Genomic DNA, 12,814 nt, shown 5'->3' with positions numbered 1-12,814 from the left:
ATCTTCATACGCAAACGGCTTCTCGCTCTGGTATAGCTGGTACTGCCCTGCCGATAACAAGAGAAGCCCCATGCCTGCGCCCTCCTCCCAGCGCCTGTTCGCGCTGTTCTGCTTTGCAAGCTTTCTGCTGTCGCTGTCCTACGGGGCGACCTTCCTGCTGGCCAAGATGCTGGCGGCCCATGGCGGCAGCGAGTCCGACGCCGGCCTGGTGATTTCCAGCGCCATGCTGAGTACCTTCGTCGCGGTGATCTGCTGCGGCCACCTGAGCGACCGCATCGGCGCGCCGCGCACCATCGCCGGCAGTGCCCTGCTGCTGGCCGCCGCTTGCCTGGGGTTCGCCTGGGCCCCGGCACAGGGCAACCTGCTGCTGGCGTTCGGCTTGCTGCTGGGCCTGGGCTGGGGCACCTTTTACACGCTGGGCCCGATCGTCGTGGCGATGACCATCGAGCCTGAACGGCGGATGAAATACTTCGCCCTGCTGTCGGGCAGCATGATGACTGGTATCGGCAGCGGGCCGCTGACCGGGCGCGCCTTCGAAGCCCTGGGTTTGCCGCTGGAAAGCGCATTTCTCACCGCCGCCGGCGCCAGCCTGCTCGGTGGCTTGTTGTTCCGCGTACTGGCCGCTCCCTTGGCCCAAGCTGGCCAGGGGCCGGTCAGCGTGAGCAAGCTGAGCCCCGCTGCGGTGCTGAAAGTGATGGCCTCGCCGGCACTGTTCCCGATCATCATGGTCGGCCTGGGCGGCGCGATCTTCGGTGGGCTGTCGAGCTTTCAGACCAGCTACGCCGCGCTGCGGCTGCTGGACTATTCGCTGTTCTTCCTCGGTTTCACCTGCGCCGCCATCGGCTGCCGGCTGCTGGTGGCCGGGCTGATCGTCAAGCGCGACCCCTATGTAAGCGCCTGCGTGCTCAGCGGGCTGATGGTGCTGGCGGTGCTGATGCTGGGCTTCACCGTGCATAGCGCGGCCACTTACCTGCTGGCGGCGGTGACCTTGGGGGTCGGCTATGGCCTGACCTATTCGGTGATCAACGGCCAGGCCGCCAACCAGGCACCCGCCGGGCACATGGCCCAGGCGCTGGTGCTGTTCAGCCTGGCGTACTTCGTGGGGGTGTTCGGCTTCCCGTGGCTGGCCGGGCGGGTGATCGTGCAAGCCGGCATGCCGGCGCTGTTGCAACTGATCCTGCTGCTGGCCGTTGCCAACTGGGGGATTGCCATGGCCCGGCTGGGCTGGCGCTGGTGGGTACGGCGAGAGGTTTGCGAGGGCTGAGGCGGCAAACAATACGCAGCACGGCGCACTCAGACTTTTCTGACGCAAAGCAGTGAAATGGCCCGCGCCATTCACAGGCCTGCGTGAGAACGTTTGCCGCTAGCCTTCACACACCTGTTTCACTTGCATTCAAAAGGTATGTGATGGACGAACGGCTACTCGCCGAACTGACGGCGCTCAAGCAGGCCGCACGCGGTCAAGCGTTGCTTGAGATAAGGGACAAAGCTCCACACCTGGCCAGCTCGCTGAATATCGGCGAAATCGACGCTTATGCCATTGCCGCCCATGAGCACTGGCACCCGGCGCCCCATGACTTCGGCTGGGAACGAGTACCAGGCTGGAAGGCGCGCCAAGCCCACTGCAACGCGCTGGATATCGCCCTGTGGCATGAGCAGCAGTTGGCCGGTCTGTGCTGGGCTTCGCCACTGGGCAGCAAAGACCGCATCATGGTGCTCTATCTGCAACGCAACCCAAACGAGCACCTGGCCACGAAGGGATATGTGGCACCACTGTGCCTCAGCGCTGTACGCTACTATGCGTTGATGCTGGGGCTGCAGTGGGTGGTTATCAGGGACCCGCTGTCCCAGGCTCGCGCGGCCTACGGGCTGGACGGCTTCAGGCAGGTCAAGGGCATCGGCCTTGCCTACGACCTGACGCGTGGCTACGCTGCGCTCAATCATGAGGAATAGCGAAATGACCGATAAACCCAGTGACTTCAGCGCCACCGTGGCTCATTTCAAAGCCATTGCCGACGAGAAGCTCGCGCAGTTGCGTAACTCCAGCCAGTACGACAGCTTTCTGAACGAACACGCCATCAAGGCTTTTTCACGCATCGAACAGTCCAGCTACGCCGGCCGGCCGCACGCTTCGCGCAAGCGCGCTTCCTGAAACCTCACGGCTATTGTTGTGTTGTCGGTGATGACGCCATTGCCGGCAAGCCGGCTCCTACAGGGGACCGCGCAACCCGGCAGGAGCCACCCATCATGGCTCAAGGCGCCGCCACCTCGCTGGGCGCTGCCAGCTGCAATACCTCGCTGGTATAGCGCCATTCCTCCTCGACCTTGTCCGGGTGCTCGTTCAGCCGTGTGCCGTATGAAGGCACGATCTGCCGCACCTTGGCCTGCCATTCGGGCGTGGCCAGCTTATCCTTGAACACCTTGCCCAGCAGATCGAGCATGATCGGCGGCGCGGTCGAGGCACCCGGCGAGGCGCCCAGCAGGCCGGCGATGCTGCCGTCCTTGGCGACGACGATCTCGGTACCCAGCTTGAGCACCCCGCCCTGGTTCTCGTCCTTCTTGATGATCTGCACCCGCTGCCCGGCCTGCCACAGGCGCCAGTCTTCCTTCTTCGCTTGCGGGAAGTAAGTCTGCAAGGCCGCGAAGCGGTCATCGTCAGACTGCAGCACCTGGCCGATCAGGTACTTCACCAGGTCGAACTCGCGCACACCCACCCGCACCATCGGCCAGCTGTTGTGCACCGACATGCTGGCGAACAGGTCCAGCAACGAGCCCTCCTTGAGGAACTTGGTGGAGAAGGTGGCAAACGGCCCGAACAGGATCATGCGTTTGCCGTCGAGCACCCGGGTGTCCAGGTGCGGCACCGACATCGGCGGCGCCCCGGTGGCGGCGATGCCGTAGGCCTTGGCCATGTGGCGCTGGGCGATGGCCGGGTTGTCGGTGACCAGGAACGAGCCACCCACCGGGAAGCCCGCGTAGTCCTTGGCCTCATCGATGCCGGATTTCTGCAGCAGCGGCAATGCCGCGCCGCCGGCGCCGATGAACAGGAACTTGGCATCGGTGGCCGCCTTGCTGCCATCCTTGAGGTTCTTGTACTCGACGTGCCAGCTGCCGTCCTGGTTGCGGGTGATGTCCTCTACTTCGCTGGAGAGCTTGAGGTCGAAGTTCGGCCGGGTTTGCAGGTAGCCCACGTACTGGCGGGTGATCTCGCCGAAGTTGACGTCGGTGCCGATGGGCGTCCAGGTGACCGCAAGCTTCTGGTTGGGGTCGCGCCCCTCCATCATCAGCGGCACCCACTTGGCGATCTGCGCATGGTCTTCGGAAAACTGCATGGGTTTGAACAGCGGGCTCTGCTGCAGGGCCTCGTAGCGTTTTTTCAAAAAGCGGATATTGTCATCGCCCCAAACGAAGCTCATGTGCGGCGTGGTGTTGATGAACGAACGCGGGTTCTTCAGCACGCCCTGGCGCACCTGCCAGGCGAGGAACTGGCGGGTGACCTGGAACGACTCGTTTATCTCCACCGCCTTGCTGATGTCGATCTTGCCGTCCTTCTCGGGGGTGTAGTTGAGCTCGGCCAGCGCCGAGTGCCCGGTGCCGGCGTTGTTCCAGCCGTTGGAGCTTTCTTCGGCGACCTTGTCCAGGCGCTCGACCATCTGCATCGACCAGCCCGGCTCCAGTTCGTTGAGCCACACCGCCAGGGTGGAGCTCATGATGCCGCCGCCCACCAGCAGCACGTCGACCTTTTTGCTTTCGGCGGCCTGGGCCGTGCTCAAGCCCATGGCCAGGCATAGCGTGGCCAGCGCCCAGGTTTTTTTATTGATGTTCATGTGTGCTCCCTTTGCGATTGTCCATGATCGGGCATCACGCCTGGGGTGTAGCTTAGCTGACTGAAATGCTCGGGTTTGACGGATGACGTGGATTACCTGGCAGGGCCCCATCGCGGGGCAAGCCCACAGGCACCGCGCAGCTCAGCAGGCCTGCGCGATCCCTGTAGGAGCGGGCTTGCCCCGCGAACACGGGCAAAGCCCGTGCCATACACCGTGTCGCCCTTTTCGCGGGCAAGCCCGCTCCCACAGGGACCGCGCCAGCTTTTCGCCATTGAGCAAGACAGTTGCTCCCACGCTGCGATTCCGCCACTTGCCATCAGGCACAGCCTGAAATACTGTATGAATATTCAGTATTCTGAGTCAGCCCACCATGCAACTGATCGCCAAACTCGGCATCCTCGCCGACGCCGCCAAGTACGACGCCTCTTGCGCCAGCAGCGGCGCGCCCAAGCGTAGCTCGCGCGGGCGCGACGGGTTGGGCGCCACCGACGGCATGGGTATCTGCCACAGCTACACCCCCGACGGGCGCTGTGTGTCGCTGCTCAAGGTACTGCTGACCAACTTCTGCCTTTACGACTGCCAGTACTGCGTCAACCGCCGCTCCAGCAACGTGCCGCGGGCACGCTTCAGCCCCGAGGAAGTGGTGCGCCTGACCCTGGACTTCTACCGGCGCAACTGCATCAGTGGGTTGTTTTTAAGCTCCGGCATCATCCGCTCGGCCGACTACACCATGGAGCAGTTGATCCGCGTGGCCCGCCTGCTGCGCGAGGAGCACAACTTCCGTGGTTACATCCACCTCAAGACCATCCCCGATGCCGACCCGCTGCTGATCGAAGAAGCCGGGCGCCTGGCCGACCGCCTGAGCGTCAACATCGAGCTGCCCACCGACGCCAGCCTCAAGCGCCTGGCCCCGGAAAAACAAGCCAGCACCATTCGCCAGGCCATGGGCGTGATTCACCAGGGCCAGCAGGCAGTGGCCGGCGAACCCCGCGCGCCGCGCTTCACCCCGGCCGGGCAAAGCACCCAGGTGATCGTCGGCGCCGACGCCACCGACGACAGCACCTTACTGCGCAACGCCGAGTCGCTGTACCAGGGCTACGGCCTCAAGCGCGTGTACTACTCGGCGTTCAGCCCGATCCCCGACAGCCCCGGCAGCGTGCCCCTTGCCGCCCCGCCGCTGCTGCGCGAGCACCGCCTGTACCAGGCCGACTTCCTGCTGCGCGGCTATGGCTACAAGGCCGGTGAATTGCTGGGCGAGGTGGGCAACCTGGCGCTGGACATCGACCCCAAGCTTGCCTGGGCGCTGGCCAACCGCGAGGTGTTCCCGCTGGATGTGAACCGCGCCGAACCCGCGCTGCTGGCGCGCATCCCCGGCATTGGCCTGCGCAGCGTGCAGCGCATGGTGGCGCTGCGTCGTGAGCGGCGCATCCGCTACGACGACCTGATCCAGCTGCGCTGCGTGCTGGAAAAGGCCCGGCCGTTCATCGTCACCAGTGACTACCGCCCGGCCCAGGCGGAGCTGCGCAGCGGCCTGTTGCGCGAGCGCCTGCGCGAACCCCAGGCCCCGCTGCAGATGGGGCTGTGGGGGTGATCGCGCTCGACTGTGACGACTGCTTTGCCACCTGGCGCAACCAGGCGCGCACCCTGCTCGGGCATGGCATCGACCCGGCCGAGGTCACCTGGGGCCAAGGCCCGATGGGCGACCTGCTGGCGGTGGTCACGCCCTTGCCTGAGGGGCCCGGCCCGTTCCGCGCACGGGTGCCGGCAGAGCTGCTCGCTCAATTGGAACAAGCCGGTCGCTACCGTGGCGAGCAGCGCTGGAACCTTTTGTACGAGGTGCTGTGGCGGGTCGCCCATGGCGACCGCACTGCCATGCTGGCCGGCGAGCGACTGGGCAGCGAGCTGCAGCGGCGGATCCGCCAGGTGGGCCGCGAAGCCCACCATCTGCATGCCTTCGTGCGTTTCGTGCCCTTGCCAGAGGCGCTGGCCGAGTCGCTGCAACTGGACCTGATTGCCTGGCACGAACCGGCCCACGACATCCTCGACAGCGCCAGCGGCCATTTTGCCGAGCGCCTGGGCCGCCAGCGCTGGCTGATCGCCACGCCCCGCGACGGTATCCGCTACGACGGGCAAACCCTCGACTACCGGCGCCAGTGCCCAACCGCCTGGCAAGACTGGGCGCGCAACGCCGAAGACCCCGGCGCAGAGCTATGGCTGACCTACTACCGGCACACCTTCAACCCGGCCAGGCTCAACCCGGATGCCCTGCGCCAGCACTTGCCCGGGCGCTTCTGGCGCAACCTGCCGGAGGGGCCGCTGATTCCACAGTTGGTCGGCCAGGCCCGGCAGGGCAAACAGCGCGATGGGCAGGCGCTGGAGGTGGGGTTGCAACCTGGTAAACGTATCAGCCGACCGCAAGGAAGCTGACCGGGACGCAAGCACAACCACCCCATGCCATCACACCTCGTAAGTGCAGGATCTGATCAACTCGTGGCAGCTATCGAGTTCGATGCGCTTGCCATGGTGATAGATGCGCAAGCCGGTCGTCGCGGCCAGGCTTGCCCGATCATTGTTGGCCACATGCACCACGACCCCTTGCCGGGAAAGCGCAGCGAATTTCTGGTTCAACAAATGCCAACGGCCCATGGTGGTATGCGCCGGATTGATCAGTACCGGGCATTGCAGTGGTTGCCCGTAGCGCAGACAACCGTTGAGGTCGATTCCGTTGATCTCACCGCACAACAGAAACGTCACCTCTCGTCCGCCAATCACATGGGTGCGTGCTGCGAGGCTGTCCTGAAGCGCCTGCAAGTCACCCTGAAGCGGTCGGCTGGTGAACCATTGCGCAGGCAGTTCGATCTGTTCGGCCGCCGAAACCAGCAATGCTCGCGGCGCGTCCCAGCCCTCACCTGTGCCTCGCTTGTCGGGTGTCGCCCGCTTAGACGGCCCCTTGGGCTTGCCTGCGCTGCGCGAACCTGCCCAGCTCTCGACGTATGCCCAGGCGCCGGGTTTGAGGCGCTCCTGAACAGCTTCGGGTGGCGGTGTATTACCTGCCACTCCCGGCAACACGATCAATTGCCCTGGCGCAAGGCTGACGGCTTCGAGTACCTGTTCGACCGAGGCACTACAATGGGGTGAAATAGCGCTGATCTTCATGAAATTACCGGCCTCCTGGCGATGAATATGCTGCCATCTACCCAGTATCGGCATGCCCTTTGCGATCTTGAGCCCTTGCGAAAACAATGGCAAATGGCCATTCAAACGAGTGGGTAAATGTGAAAAAAATGTCAACTTAATATCCATACAGACTGTTACAAACTGACAAATCCTGACAAAATTATTGCTAATCGTTCTCATAAGCACTAGCAATAAGGACCCTTCCAGGCATGTCCCTCTGCCCTTCCCCCCAGCGCTTCACGCCCAACCTGCTGGCCTTGGCCATCTGCATGGCCGCCCTGCCACCCGCATTCGCCGAAGAGCAGGCCCAAGCGCCTGCGGTGATGGAACTGGGTGCCACCGCCATCAACGACAGCAGCCTGGGCAGCACTACCGAAGGGTCGCAGTCGTACACCACCGGCAGCATGTCCACTGCTACCAAACTGCCACTGACCATGCGCGAAACGCCCCAGGCGGTGACGGTGATCACCCGCCAGCGCATGGACGACCAGAACATGAAGAGCATCAACGACGTGGCCAAGTACACGCCGGGGCTGTTCCTCAACCAGTCCAACGGCCCGGGCCGGCAGACCTACACCGCCCGTGGCTTCGATGTCGACAACATCATGTACGACGGCATCCCCAGCGCCTACACCGGCTGGGTGGTCGGCGCCCAGCCCAACCTGGCGATGTTCGACCGGGTCGAAGTGGTACGCGGCTCCACCGGCCTGGTCACAGGTGCCGGCACGCCGTCGGCGGCCATCAACCTGGTGCGCAAGCGCCCGCTGGCCGAACAGAAGGTCACCCTCACCGGCGCGCTCGGCAGCTGGGACAACTACCGCGGCGAGATCGACGCCTCCAGCCCGCTCAACGACAGCGGCACCCTGCGCGGCCGGGTGGTGGCCTCGTACAACCCCAGCCGCAGCTTCCGCGACGGCCAGGACGAGAACCATGACCTGTTCTATGCGGTAACCGAAGCGGACCTGAGCGACGACACCACCCTCACCCTCGGCATCTCCCACCAGAAGGACAAGACCAATTTCTTCTGGGGGGCGATCCCGGTCGGGCTCGACGGCCACCACCTGGACCTGTCGCGCTCGTATAACCCGGCCACCGACTGGGAAAACAAGGACCAGGAGATCAACACCCTGTTCGCCGAAGTGCGCAAGCAACTGGCCAACGACTGGAAGTTGCAGGTCAACACCACCTACAGCGAGCAGAATGCGTTGTTCCGCGGCTCGTACCAGTCGCGCTGGGCGGGCAATGACCTCAGCCGCACGGCCTACCAGTCGGCCCACCGCGAAAACCAGCTGGGCGTGGATGCCTTCGCCAGCGGCCCGTTCCAGGCCCTGGGCCGCAGCCACGAACTGGTGGTCGGCGCCAGCAAGCGCCTCTACGACATGAACCAACGCGACTACAGCCCGTACGACCCTAACTACCCGCTCAACGGCGGCAAGCCGAACTTCCTGCACAGCAGCAACAGCCAGTACGTGATCGAGCAGGAAGGCGTGTACGCCACCACCCGCCTGAGCCTGGCCGACCCGCTCAAGCTGATCCTCGGCGGGCGCCTGGACTGGTACGACTACGACCAGCACGACGGTGATGGCAGTGGCGACTACAAGGTCACCCGCAACGTGACCCGCTACGGCGGGCTGATCTACGACCTCGACGAACACCACTCGGTGTACCTGAGCTACACCGACATCTTCACCCCGCAGGACGGTCGCGATGCCTCCGGCACGCCGATCATCCCGATCGTCGGCAAGAACTACGAGGTGGGGATCAAGGGTGAGTACTTCGATGGCGCCCTCAACGCCAGCCTTGCAGTGTTCCGCATCGAGCAGGAAAACCGCCAGGTCCAGGTGGGTGTGGTCAACTGCCCGCAACTGACCTGCTACGAGGCGTCAGGCGAGGTGCGCAGCCAGGGGATCGACTTCGAGCTGCAAGGCGCGCTGACCGACAACTGGCAGATCGGTGGCGGCTACACCTATGCCCGCGTGCACACCATCAAGGATGAAAAGAACCCCGGCAACATCAACAAGCCGCTCAACAGCGACACCCCCGAGCACCAGTTCAAGCTGTTCACCACCTACCGCTTCCAGGGCCCGCTGGAAAAACTGCGGGTGGGCGGTGGCCTGACCTGGCAGAGCCGCATGTACAACGACATATTGCTCAAGGATGGCATCAACCACTACCGCCTGGAGCAAGGCGCCTATGCAGTCACCGACCTGATGGCCGGTTACCAGGTCAGTCAGCACCTGGACCTGCAGTTGAACGCCAACAACATCTTCGATCGCAAGTATTACTCGTCGATCTCCGAGTCGGTGGATTACGGCGGCGATACCTTTGGCGACCCGCGCAATTTCATGCTGACGGCCAAGTACAGCTTCTGAAGATGCACCTGGCTTGCCGGCCTATCGCCGGCAAGCCGGCTCCTACAGGGGTATGCACGCCTCTGTGGGAGCGCAGGGATGCGCCCGGCCTATGGTATACAAACTGTCTACCGCGTTAGACTTCGCGCCTTTTCCTCGCGAACTCAAACATGGCCAAGATCACCGGGCGCAATGCCACCTTCTGCGGCCTCGCCGCCATCCTGCTGTGGAGCACCGCTTCGGGCATGATCCGCAGCGTCAGCCAGCATTTCGGCGCCATCGGCGGTGCTGCGCTCATCTATACCCTCGGCGCCCTGCTGCTGGTGGCCCTGCTGGGCAAGCCGCGGCTGCGCAAGGCCACGCCGTTTTACCTGGTCAGTGGCTCGGTACTGTTCGTCGCCTACGAAATCTGCCTGTCGCTGGCCCTGGGCTATGCCCTGGACAGTAGCCAGGCGATCCAGCTGATGGTGGTCAACTACCTGTGGCCAAGCCTGACCGTGGTGCTGGCGATCGCGATGAACCGCCAGCCGGCGCGCTGGTACATCGTACCGGGCACGGCCCTGGCGCTATTGGGCATTTTGTGGGTGGTGAGCACCGACGGGCTGTCGCTGGACAGCCTGGCCAGCAACCTTGCATCCAATCCGCTGGGCTACGGGTTGGCAGCGGCCTGCGCGGTGACCTTCGCGCTGTACTGCAACGTCACCCGGCGCTATGCCAACGGGCAGAACCACGTGGTGCTGTTTTTCCTGCTGACTGCCGCCGTGCTGTGGGTGAAGTACGCCTTCAGCGATGAAGTACTGCCTGCCCCGCACACGCGGGCCAGCCTGGAACTGCTGGGCGCGGGCCTGGCCATTGCCGGCGGCTATGCGTTGTGGAACATCGGCATTCTGCGCGGCAACCTGACCCTGCTGGCCACTGCCTCGTACTTCGCCCCGGTGCTGTCGGCCGGCTTTGCCGCACTGTGGCTGGGCGCCACCTTGGCCCTGCAGTTCTGGCAGGGGGCGTTGCTGGTTACCCTGGGGTCGCTGCTGTGCTGGCACGCGACCCGTCAGCCGGCTGCCCAGGGCTGAGGGCGAAGCGGCATACCTGGCCACCACGCAGCATGCACTCCAGGTGCTGCGCGGTGCCGCCACCCAAGGCACCGATCAGCGCCAGGTCCAGCTCGCACACCAGCGGGTGGACCTTGGCCAGGTGGTGGAATACGCAGTTGTGGGCGACGATCTGCGGCTCGCCCGCCGAGCGGAAGAACACCTGCGCTTCATAGCCGGCCTGGTTCATGTGCTGGACGATACGCGCCTCGTCCACCACGGTGTGCTCGAGGTCTGCCGCCAGCTTGCGCCCCAACCCCTGCAGCAACGCCAGCAGCGCCTCATGCCCCAGCAGGCCGGCCACCTGCTCGATCAGCAGGTTGGCCAGCAGCGGGTACTGGCGCGGGAACAGCTCGCGGGCCTGGTCGGTGAGCTGGTGCAGTTGTTCGGGGCGCCGCCCCGTGGGGCGGGTGGCGCCACGCTGCACCAGGCCGTCGCGCTCCAGCGCGGCCAGGTGCTGGCGCACTGCGGTACGGGTGACCGCCAGGGCCTGGGCCAGGTCGTCGATGCTCATGCCGCCCGGCTGGTGCAACAGGGCGTACAACAGGTCGCGCTGGGTGCGCCCCAAACCTTCGAGCATGGCGCGCCTCCTAGAACTTGTCGGGGAACTGCTTGACCAGCGCCCCGGCCAGGGCGTCGGCCAGCACCAGCATGTGCTCACGCATCATTTGCCAGGTTTGCGCCTCGCCTGCGTAGTCGGCCTTGGCCAGTTGGTCGATTTGCGCAATGTGATGGCCGCCGTGGGCGCTGAGCAAGGTAATCAGGGTTTGCTCAGGCAGGTAGGGGTTGGCCTTGGACAAAAACGCTGCAATGGCCTTGGCATTGGCCGACAACTCGTTGACCGCCGCCTGCTGCCCGGCCTTGTCCTTGGCCACGGTGGCGTCGCTGTAGTGCTTCACCGCGCCCCAGTGGCCCCCCAGCAGCTTGAACAGTTGGTCGGCTGCGGGCTGGCCGTACAAGGGCGCCAGGCTGTTGGCGATGGTGGTGGCGTTGCTGACCACCTGCTTGGCGGCGATATCGGCCTGGGCCTTGTTGCCGGCCTGGTTGGCCATGGCGTAGTTGCGTACCCAGAACACATGCTCGACCCACAGGCCGCGCAGGGCCAGGCGGGTGCTCAGCGCTGCAGGTTCTGCGGCGGGCGCAGCAGTTGAAGTGGCCTGGCTCCAGGCCGGCTGTGCGCACAGGGCGAGCAGCAGCAATGCGGCAATCTTGATGTTCATGACGACACCCTCGTAATGGATGGACCGACAAGGGTAATTTAAGCATCAAAATATGTTTTTATTGGCCTGCCGCAATGAATCGGACCAGTGGTGGGCCGCTTAGCCCTTGAGGGCTTTCTCGATGGCGGCGATATCGATCTTGGTCATGCCCATCATCGCGTCGAAGGCGCGCTTGGCGGCTGCGCGGTCGGGGCTGGCCACCGCATCGGTGAGCACTCGCGGGCTGATCTGCCACGACAGGCCCCACTTGTCCTTGCACCAGCCGCAGACGCTTGCCTGGCCGCCGTTGCCGACGATGGCGTTCCAGTAGCGGTCGGTTTCTTCCTGGCTGTCGGTAGCCACCTGGAACGAAAATGCCTCGCTGTGGGTAAAGGCCTTGCCGCCGTTGAGGCCGATGCAGGGGATGCCCATCACGGTGAATTCGACGGTGATCACATCGCCGGCCTTGCCCGAGGGGTAGTCGCCGGGGGCTTTGTGCACGGCAGTGACGTGGCTGTCGGGGAAGGTGCTGGCGTAGAAGTTAGCGGCCTCTTCGGCGTCGTGGTCGTACCAGAGGCAGATGCTGTTCTTGGGGGTCATGTGCGCGGGTTCCTGGGCGGGGTCCCTCGAGTCTAGGCCCCCTGCCCGGCCTTTTGCTGGCGGCTGATCAGCGGGCCTGGTGCTGGCTGAACGCCAGGTAGTAGCCGTTGCAGTCGCGGATGCCGAATTCGCGGGAGCCATGGGGCATGTTCTGCAGTGGCCAGGCGATTTCGGCGCGGTCCTTGACTTGCTGGTAGTAGCGATCGACGTCTTCGACGATCAGGTAGAAGGTGCCCGAGCAGCCGATGGGGTGCTGCCAGAGGTTCTGTTCGGTGAATACCAGGGTGGCGTCCTGCAGGGTGGCGGTGAGGGTCGATTGGGCGGTGTCGGTCAGGGTGAAGTCCAGGGTGTCGCGGTAGTGGGTGCGGGTGGTTTCGAGGTGGGTGGTGTGGAGTAGCAGGGATATGGGCATGGGGGGGCTCGTTGGTTTTTTGGGGGGCGGGTTCGGGTTCGGGTTCGGGTTCCGGTTCGGGTTTGGGTTTGGGTTTGGGTTTGGGTTTGGGTTTGGGTTTGGGTTTGGGTTTGGGTTTGGGTTTGGGTTTGGGTTTGGGTTTGGGTTTGGGTTTGGGTTT

Annotated in this window: 13 protein-coding genes; 7 read left to right on the top strand and 6 right to left on the bottom strand. The window is 64.3% G+C overall.

The annotated features are described in order from the left end of the window. The first annotated feature begins 70 nt into the window (after window positions 1–70). The 3 genes from ACI2KK_RS17145 to ACI2KK_RS17135 all read left to right on the top strand — a co-directional run bounded on the left by ACI2KK_RS17145 (window position 71) and on the right by ACI2KK_RS17135 (window position 2,152). Window positions 71–1,264, top strand: coding sequence for an MFS transporter (locus ACI2KK_RS17145; RefSeq protein ID WP_404669785.1), 1,194 nt, complete (start codon window positions 71–73; stop codon window positions 1,262–1,264). 143 nt (window positions 1,265–1,407) lie between these two features. Next, window positions 1,408–1,953: a hypothetical protein gene (locus ACI2KK_RS17140; RefSeq protein WP_404669784.1), complete on the top strand. Its 546-nt coding sequence runs from the start codon at window positions 1,408–1,410 to the stop codon at window positions 1,951–1,953. 4 nt (window positions 1,954–1,957) lie between these two features. Then, window positions 1,958–2,152: a hypothetical protein gene (locus ACI2KK_RS17135; RefSeq protein WP_404669783.1), complete on the top strand. Its 195-nt coding sequence runs from the start codon at window positions 1,958–1,960 to the stop codon at window positions 2,150–2,152. 100 nt (window positions 2,153–2,252) lie between these two features. Here the strand turns inward: ACI2KK_RS17135 and mqo are convergent, their stop codons facing one another. Then, window positions 2,253–3,827 (bottom strand): malate dehydrogenase (quinone), encoded by a 1,575-nt coding sequence (mqo, locus tag ACI2KK_RS17130; protein WP_404669782.1) that lies wholly within the window; start codon window positions 3,825–3,827, stop codon window positions 2,253–2,255. A 370-nt stretch (window positions 3,828–4,197) separates the two neighbouring features. Here mqo and ACI2KK_RS17125 point away from each other — a divergent pair, with 370 nt between their 5' ends. Together ACI2KK_RS17125 and ACI2KK_RS17120 are read left to right on the top strand one after the other, a co-directional pair. Further along, window positions 4,198–5,418: a putative DNA modification/repair radical SAM protein gene (locus tag ACI2KK_RS17125; RefSeq protein WP_217839206.1), complete on the top strand. Its 1,221-nt coding sequence runs from the start codon at window positions 4,198–4,200 to the stop codon at window positions 5,416–5,418. Beyond that, on the top strand, window positions 5,409–6,254 hold the full coding sequence (locus ACI2KK_RS17120; protein ID WP_404669781.1) for a TIGR03915 family putative DNA repair protein: 846 nt from the start codon (window positions 5,409–5,411) through the stop codon (window positions 6,252–6,254). Before ACI2KK_RS17125 ends, ACI2KK_RS17120 begins: the two co-directional genes overlap by 10 nt. 30 nt (window positions 6,255–6,284) lie before the next feature. On the opposite strand, the gene ACI2KK_RS17115 is transcribed toward ACI2KK_RS17120, so the two are convergent. After that, the gene (locus tag ACI2KK_RS17115; RefSeq protein WP_404669780.1) at window positions 6,285–7,130 is read right to left on the bottom strand and encodes a hypothetical protein; all 846 of its coding nucleotides are present in this window, start codon (window positions 7,128–7,130) and stop codon (window positions 6,285–6,287) included. 83 nt (window positions 7,131–7,213) lie between these two features. Here ACI2KK_RS17115 and ACI2KK_RS17110 point away from each other — a divergent pair, with 83 nt between their 5' ends. Continuing rightward, window positions 7,214–9,376 (top strand): TonB-dependent siderophore receptor, encoded by a 2,163-nt coding sequence (locus ACI2KK_RS17110; protein ID WP_404669779.1) that lies wholly within the window; start codon window positions 7,214–7,216, stop codon window positions 9,374–9,376. A 149-nt stretch (window positions 9,377–9,525) separates the two neighbouring features. Next, window positions 9,526–10,425, top strand: coding sequence for an aromatic amino acid DMT transporter YddG (gene yddG / locus ACI2KK_RS17105; RefSeq protein ID WP_404669778.1), 900 nt, complete (start codon window positions 9,526–9,528; stop codon window positions 10,423–10,425). Here the strand turns inward: yddG and ACI2KK_RS17100 are convergent. The 4 genes from ACI2KK_RS17100 to ACI2KK_RS17085 form a co-directional block, all read right to left on the bottom strand. Next, window positions 10,367–11,023 (bottom strand): helix-turn-helix transcriptional regulator, encoded by a 657-nt coding sequence (locus tag ACI2KK_RS17100; RefSeq protein ID WP_404669777.1) that lies wholly within the window; start codon window positions 11,021–11,023, stop codon window positions 10,367–10,369. The genes yddG and ACI2KK_RS17100 overlap by 59 nt on opposite strands. 10 nt (window positions 11,024–11,033) lie before the next feature. Next, entirely contained in the window at window positions 11,034–11,663 is a 630-nt protein-coding gene (locus tag ACI2KK_RS17095; protein WP_404669776.1) for a hypothetical protein, read from the bottom strand. Window positions 11,664–11,762: 99 nt separating this feature from the next. Next, the gene (locus ACI2KK_RS17090) at window positions 11,763–12,242 is read right to left on the bottom strand and encodes a VOC family protein (RefSeq protein ID WP_404669775.1); all 480 of its coding nucleotides are present in this window, start codon (window positions 12,240–12,242) and stop codon (window positions 11,763–11,765) included. A 67-nt stretch (window positions 12,243–12,309) separates the two neighbouring features. Next, the gene (locus ACI2KK_RS17085) at window positions 12,310–12,654 is read right to left on the bottom strand and encodes a VOC family protein (RefSeq protein WP_404669774.1); all 345 of its coding nucleotides are present in this window, start codon (window positions 12,652–12,654) and stop codon (window positions 12,310–12,312) included. Between the last annotated feature and the right edge of the window lie 160 nt (window positions 12,655–12,814).

Origin of the sequence: Pseudomonas sp. NPDC089406, from assembly GCF_044900265.1 — a bacterium.
GTDB classification, from domain to species: Bacteria; Pseudomonadota; Gammaproteobacteria; order Pseudomonadales; family Pseudomonadaceae; genus Aquipseudomonas; species Aquipseudomonas fakonensis.
The sequence above is the reverse complement of the archived record's forward strand: the minus strand, read 5'-3'. Positions and strand labels throughout refer to the sequence as shown.

Bases quoted from the DNA above. Each gene is read 5' to 3' on its own strand.
- ACI2KK_RS17145 (WP_404669785.1), top strand. From the start codon at position 71: ATGCCTGCGCCCTCCTCCCAGCGCCTGTTCGCGCTGTTCTGCTTTGCA.
- ACI2KK_RS17140 (WP_404669784.1), top strand. From the start codon at position 1,408: ATGGACGAACGGCTACTCGCCGAACTGACGGCGCTCAAGCAGGCCGCA.
- ACI2KK_RS17135 (WP_404669783.1), top strand. From the start codon at position 1,958: ATGACCGATAAACCCAGTGACTTCAGCGCCACCGTGGCTCATTTCAAA.
- mqo (WP_404669782.1), bottom strand. From the start codon at position 3,827: ATGAACATCAATAAAAAAACCTGGGCGCTGGCCACGCTATGCCTGGCC.
- ACI2KK_RS17125 (WP_217839206.1), top strand. From the start codon at position 4,198: ATGCAACTGATCGCCAAACTCGGCATCCTCGCCGACGCCGCCAAGTAC.
- ACI2KK_RS17115 (WP_404669780.1), bottom strand. From the start codon at position 7,130: ATGGATATTAAGTTGACATTTTTTTCACATTTACCCACTCGTTTGAAT.
- ACI2KK_RS17110 (WP_404669779.1), top strand. From the start codon at position 7,214: ATGTCCCTCTGCCCTTCCCCCCAGCGCTTCACGCCCAACCTGCTGGCC.
- yddG (WP_404669778.1), top strand. From the start codon at position 9,526: ATGGCCAAGATCACCGGGCGCAATGCCACCTTCTGCGGCCTCGCCGCC.
- ACI2KK_RS17100 (WP_404669777.1), bottom strand. From the start codon at position 11,023: ATGCTCGAAGGTTTGGGGCGCACCCAGCGCGACCTGTTGTACGCCCTG.
- ACI2KK_RS17095 (WP_404669776.1), bottom strand. From the start codon at position 11,663: ATGAACATCAAGATTGCCGCATTGCTGCTGCTCGCCCTGTGCGCACAG.
- ACI2KK_RS17090 (WP_404669775.1), bottom strand. From the start codon at position 12,242: ATGACCCCCAAGAACAGCATCTGCCTCTGGTACGACCACGACGCCGAA.
- ACI2KK_RS17085 (WP_404669774.1), bottom strand. From the start codon at position 12,654: ATGCCCATATCCCTGCTACTCCACACCACCCACCTCGAAACCACCCGC.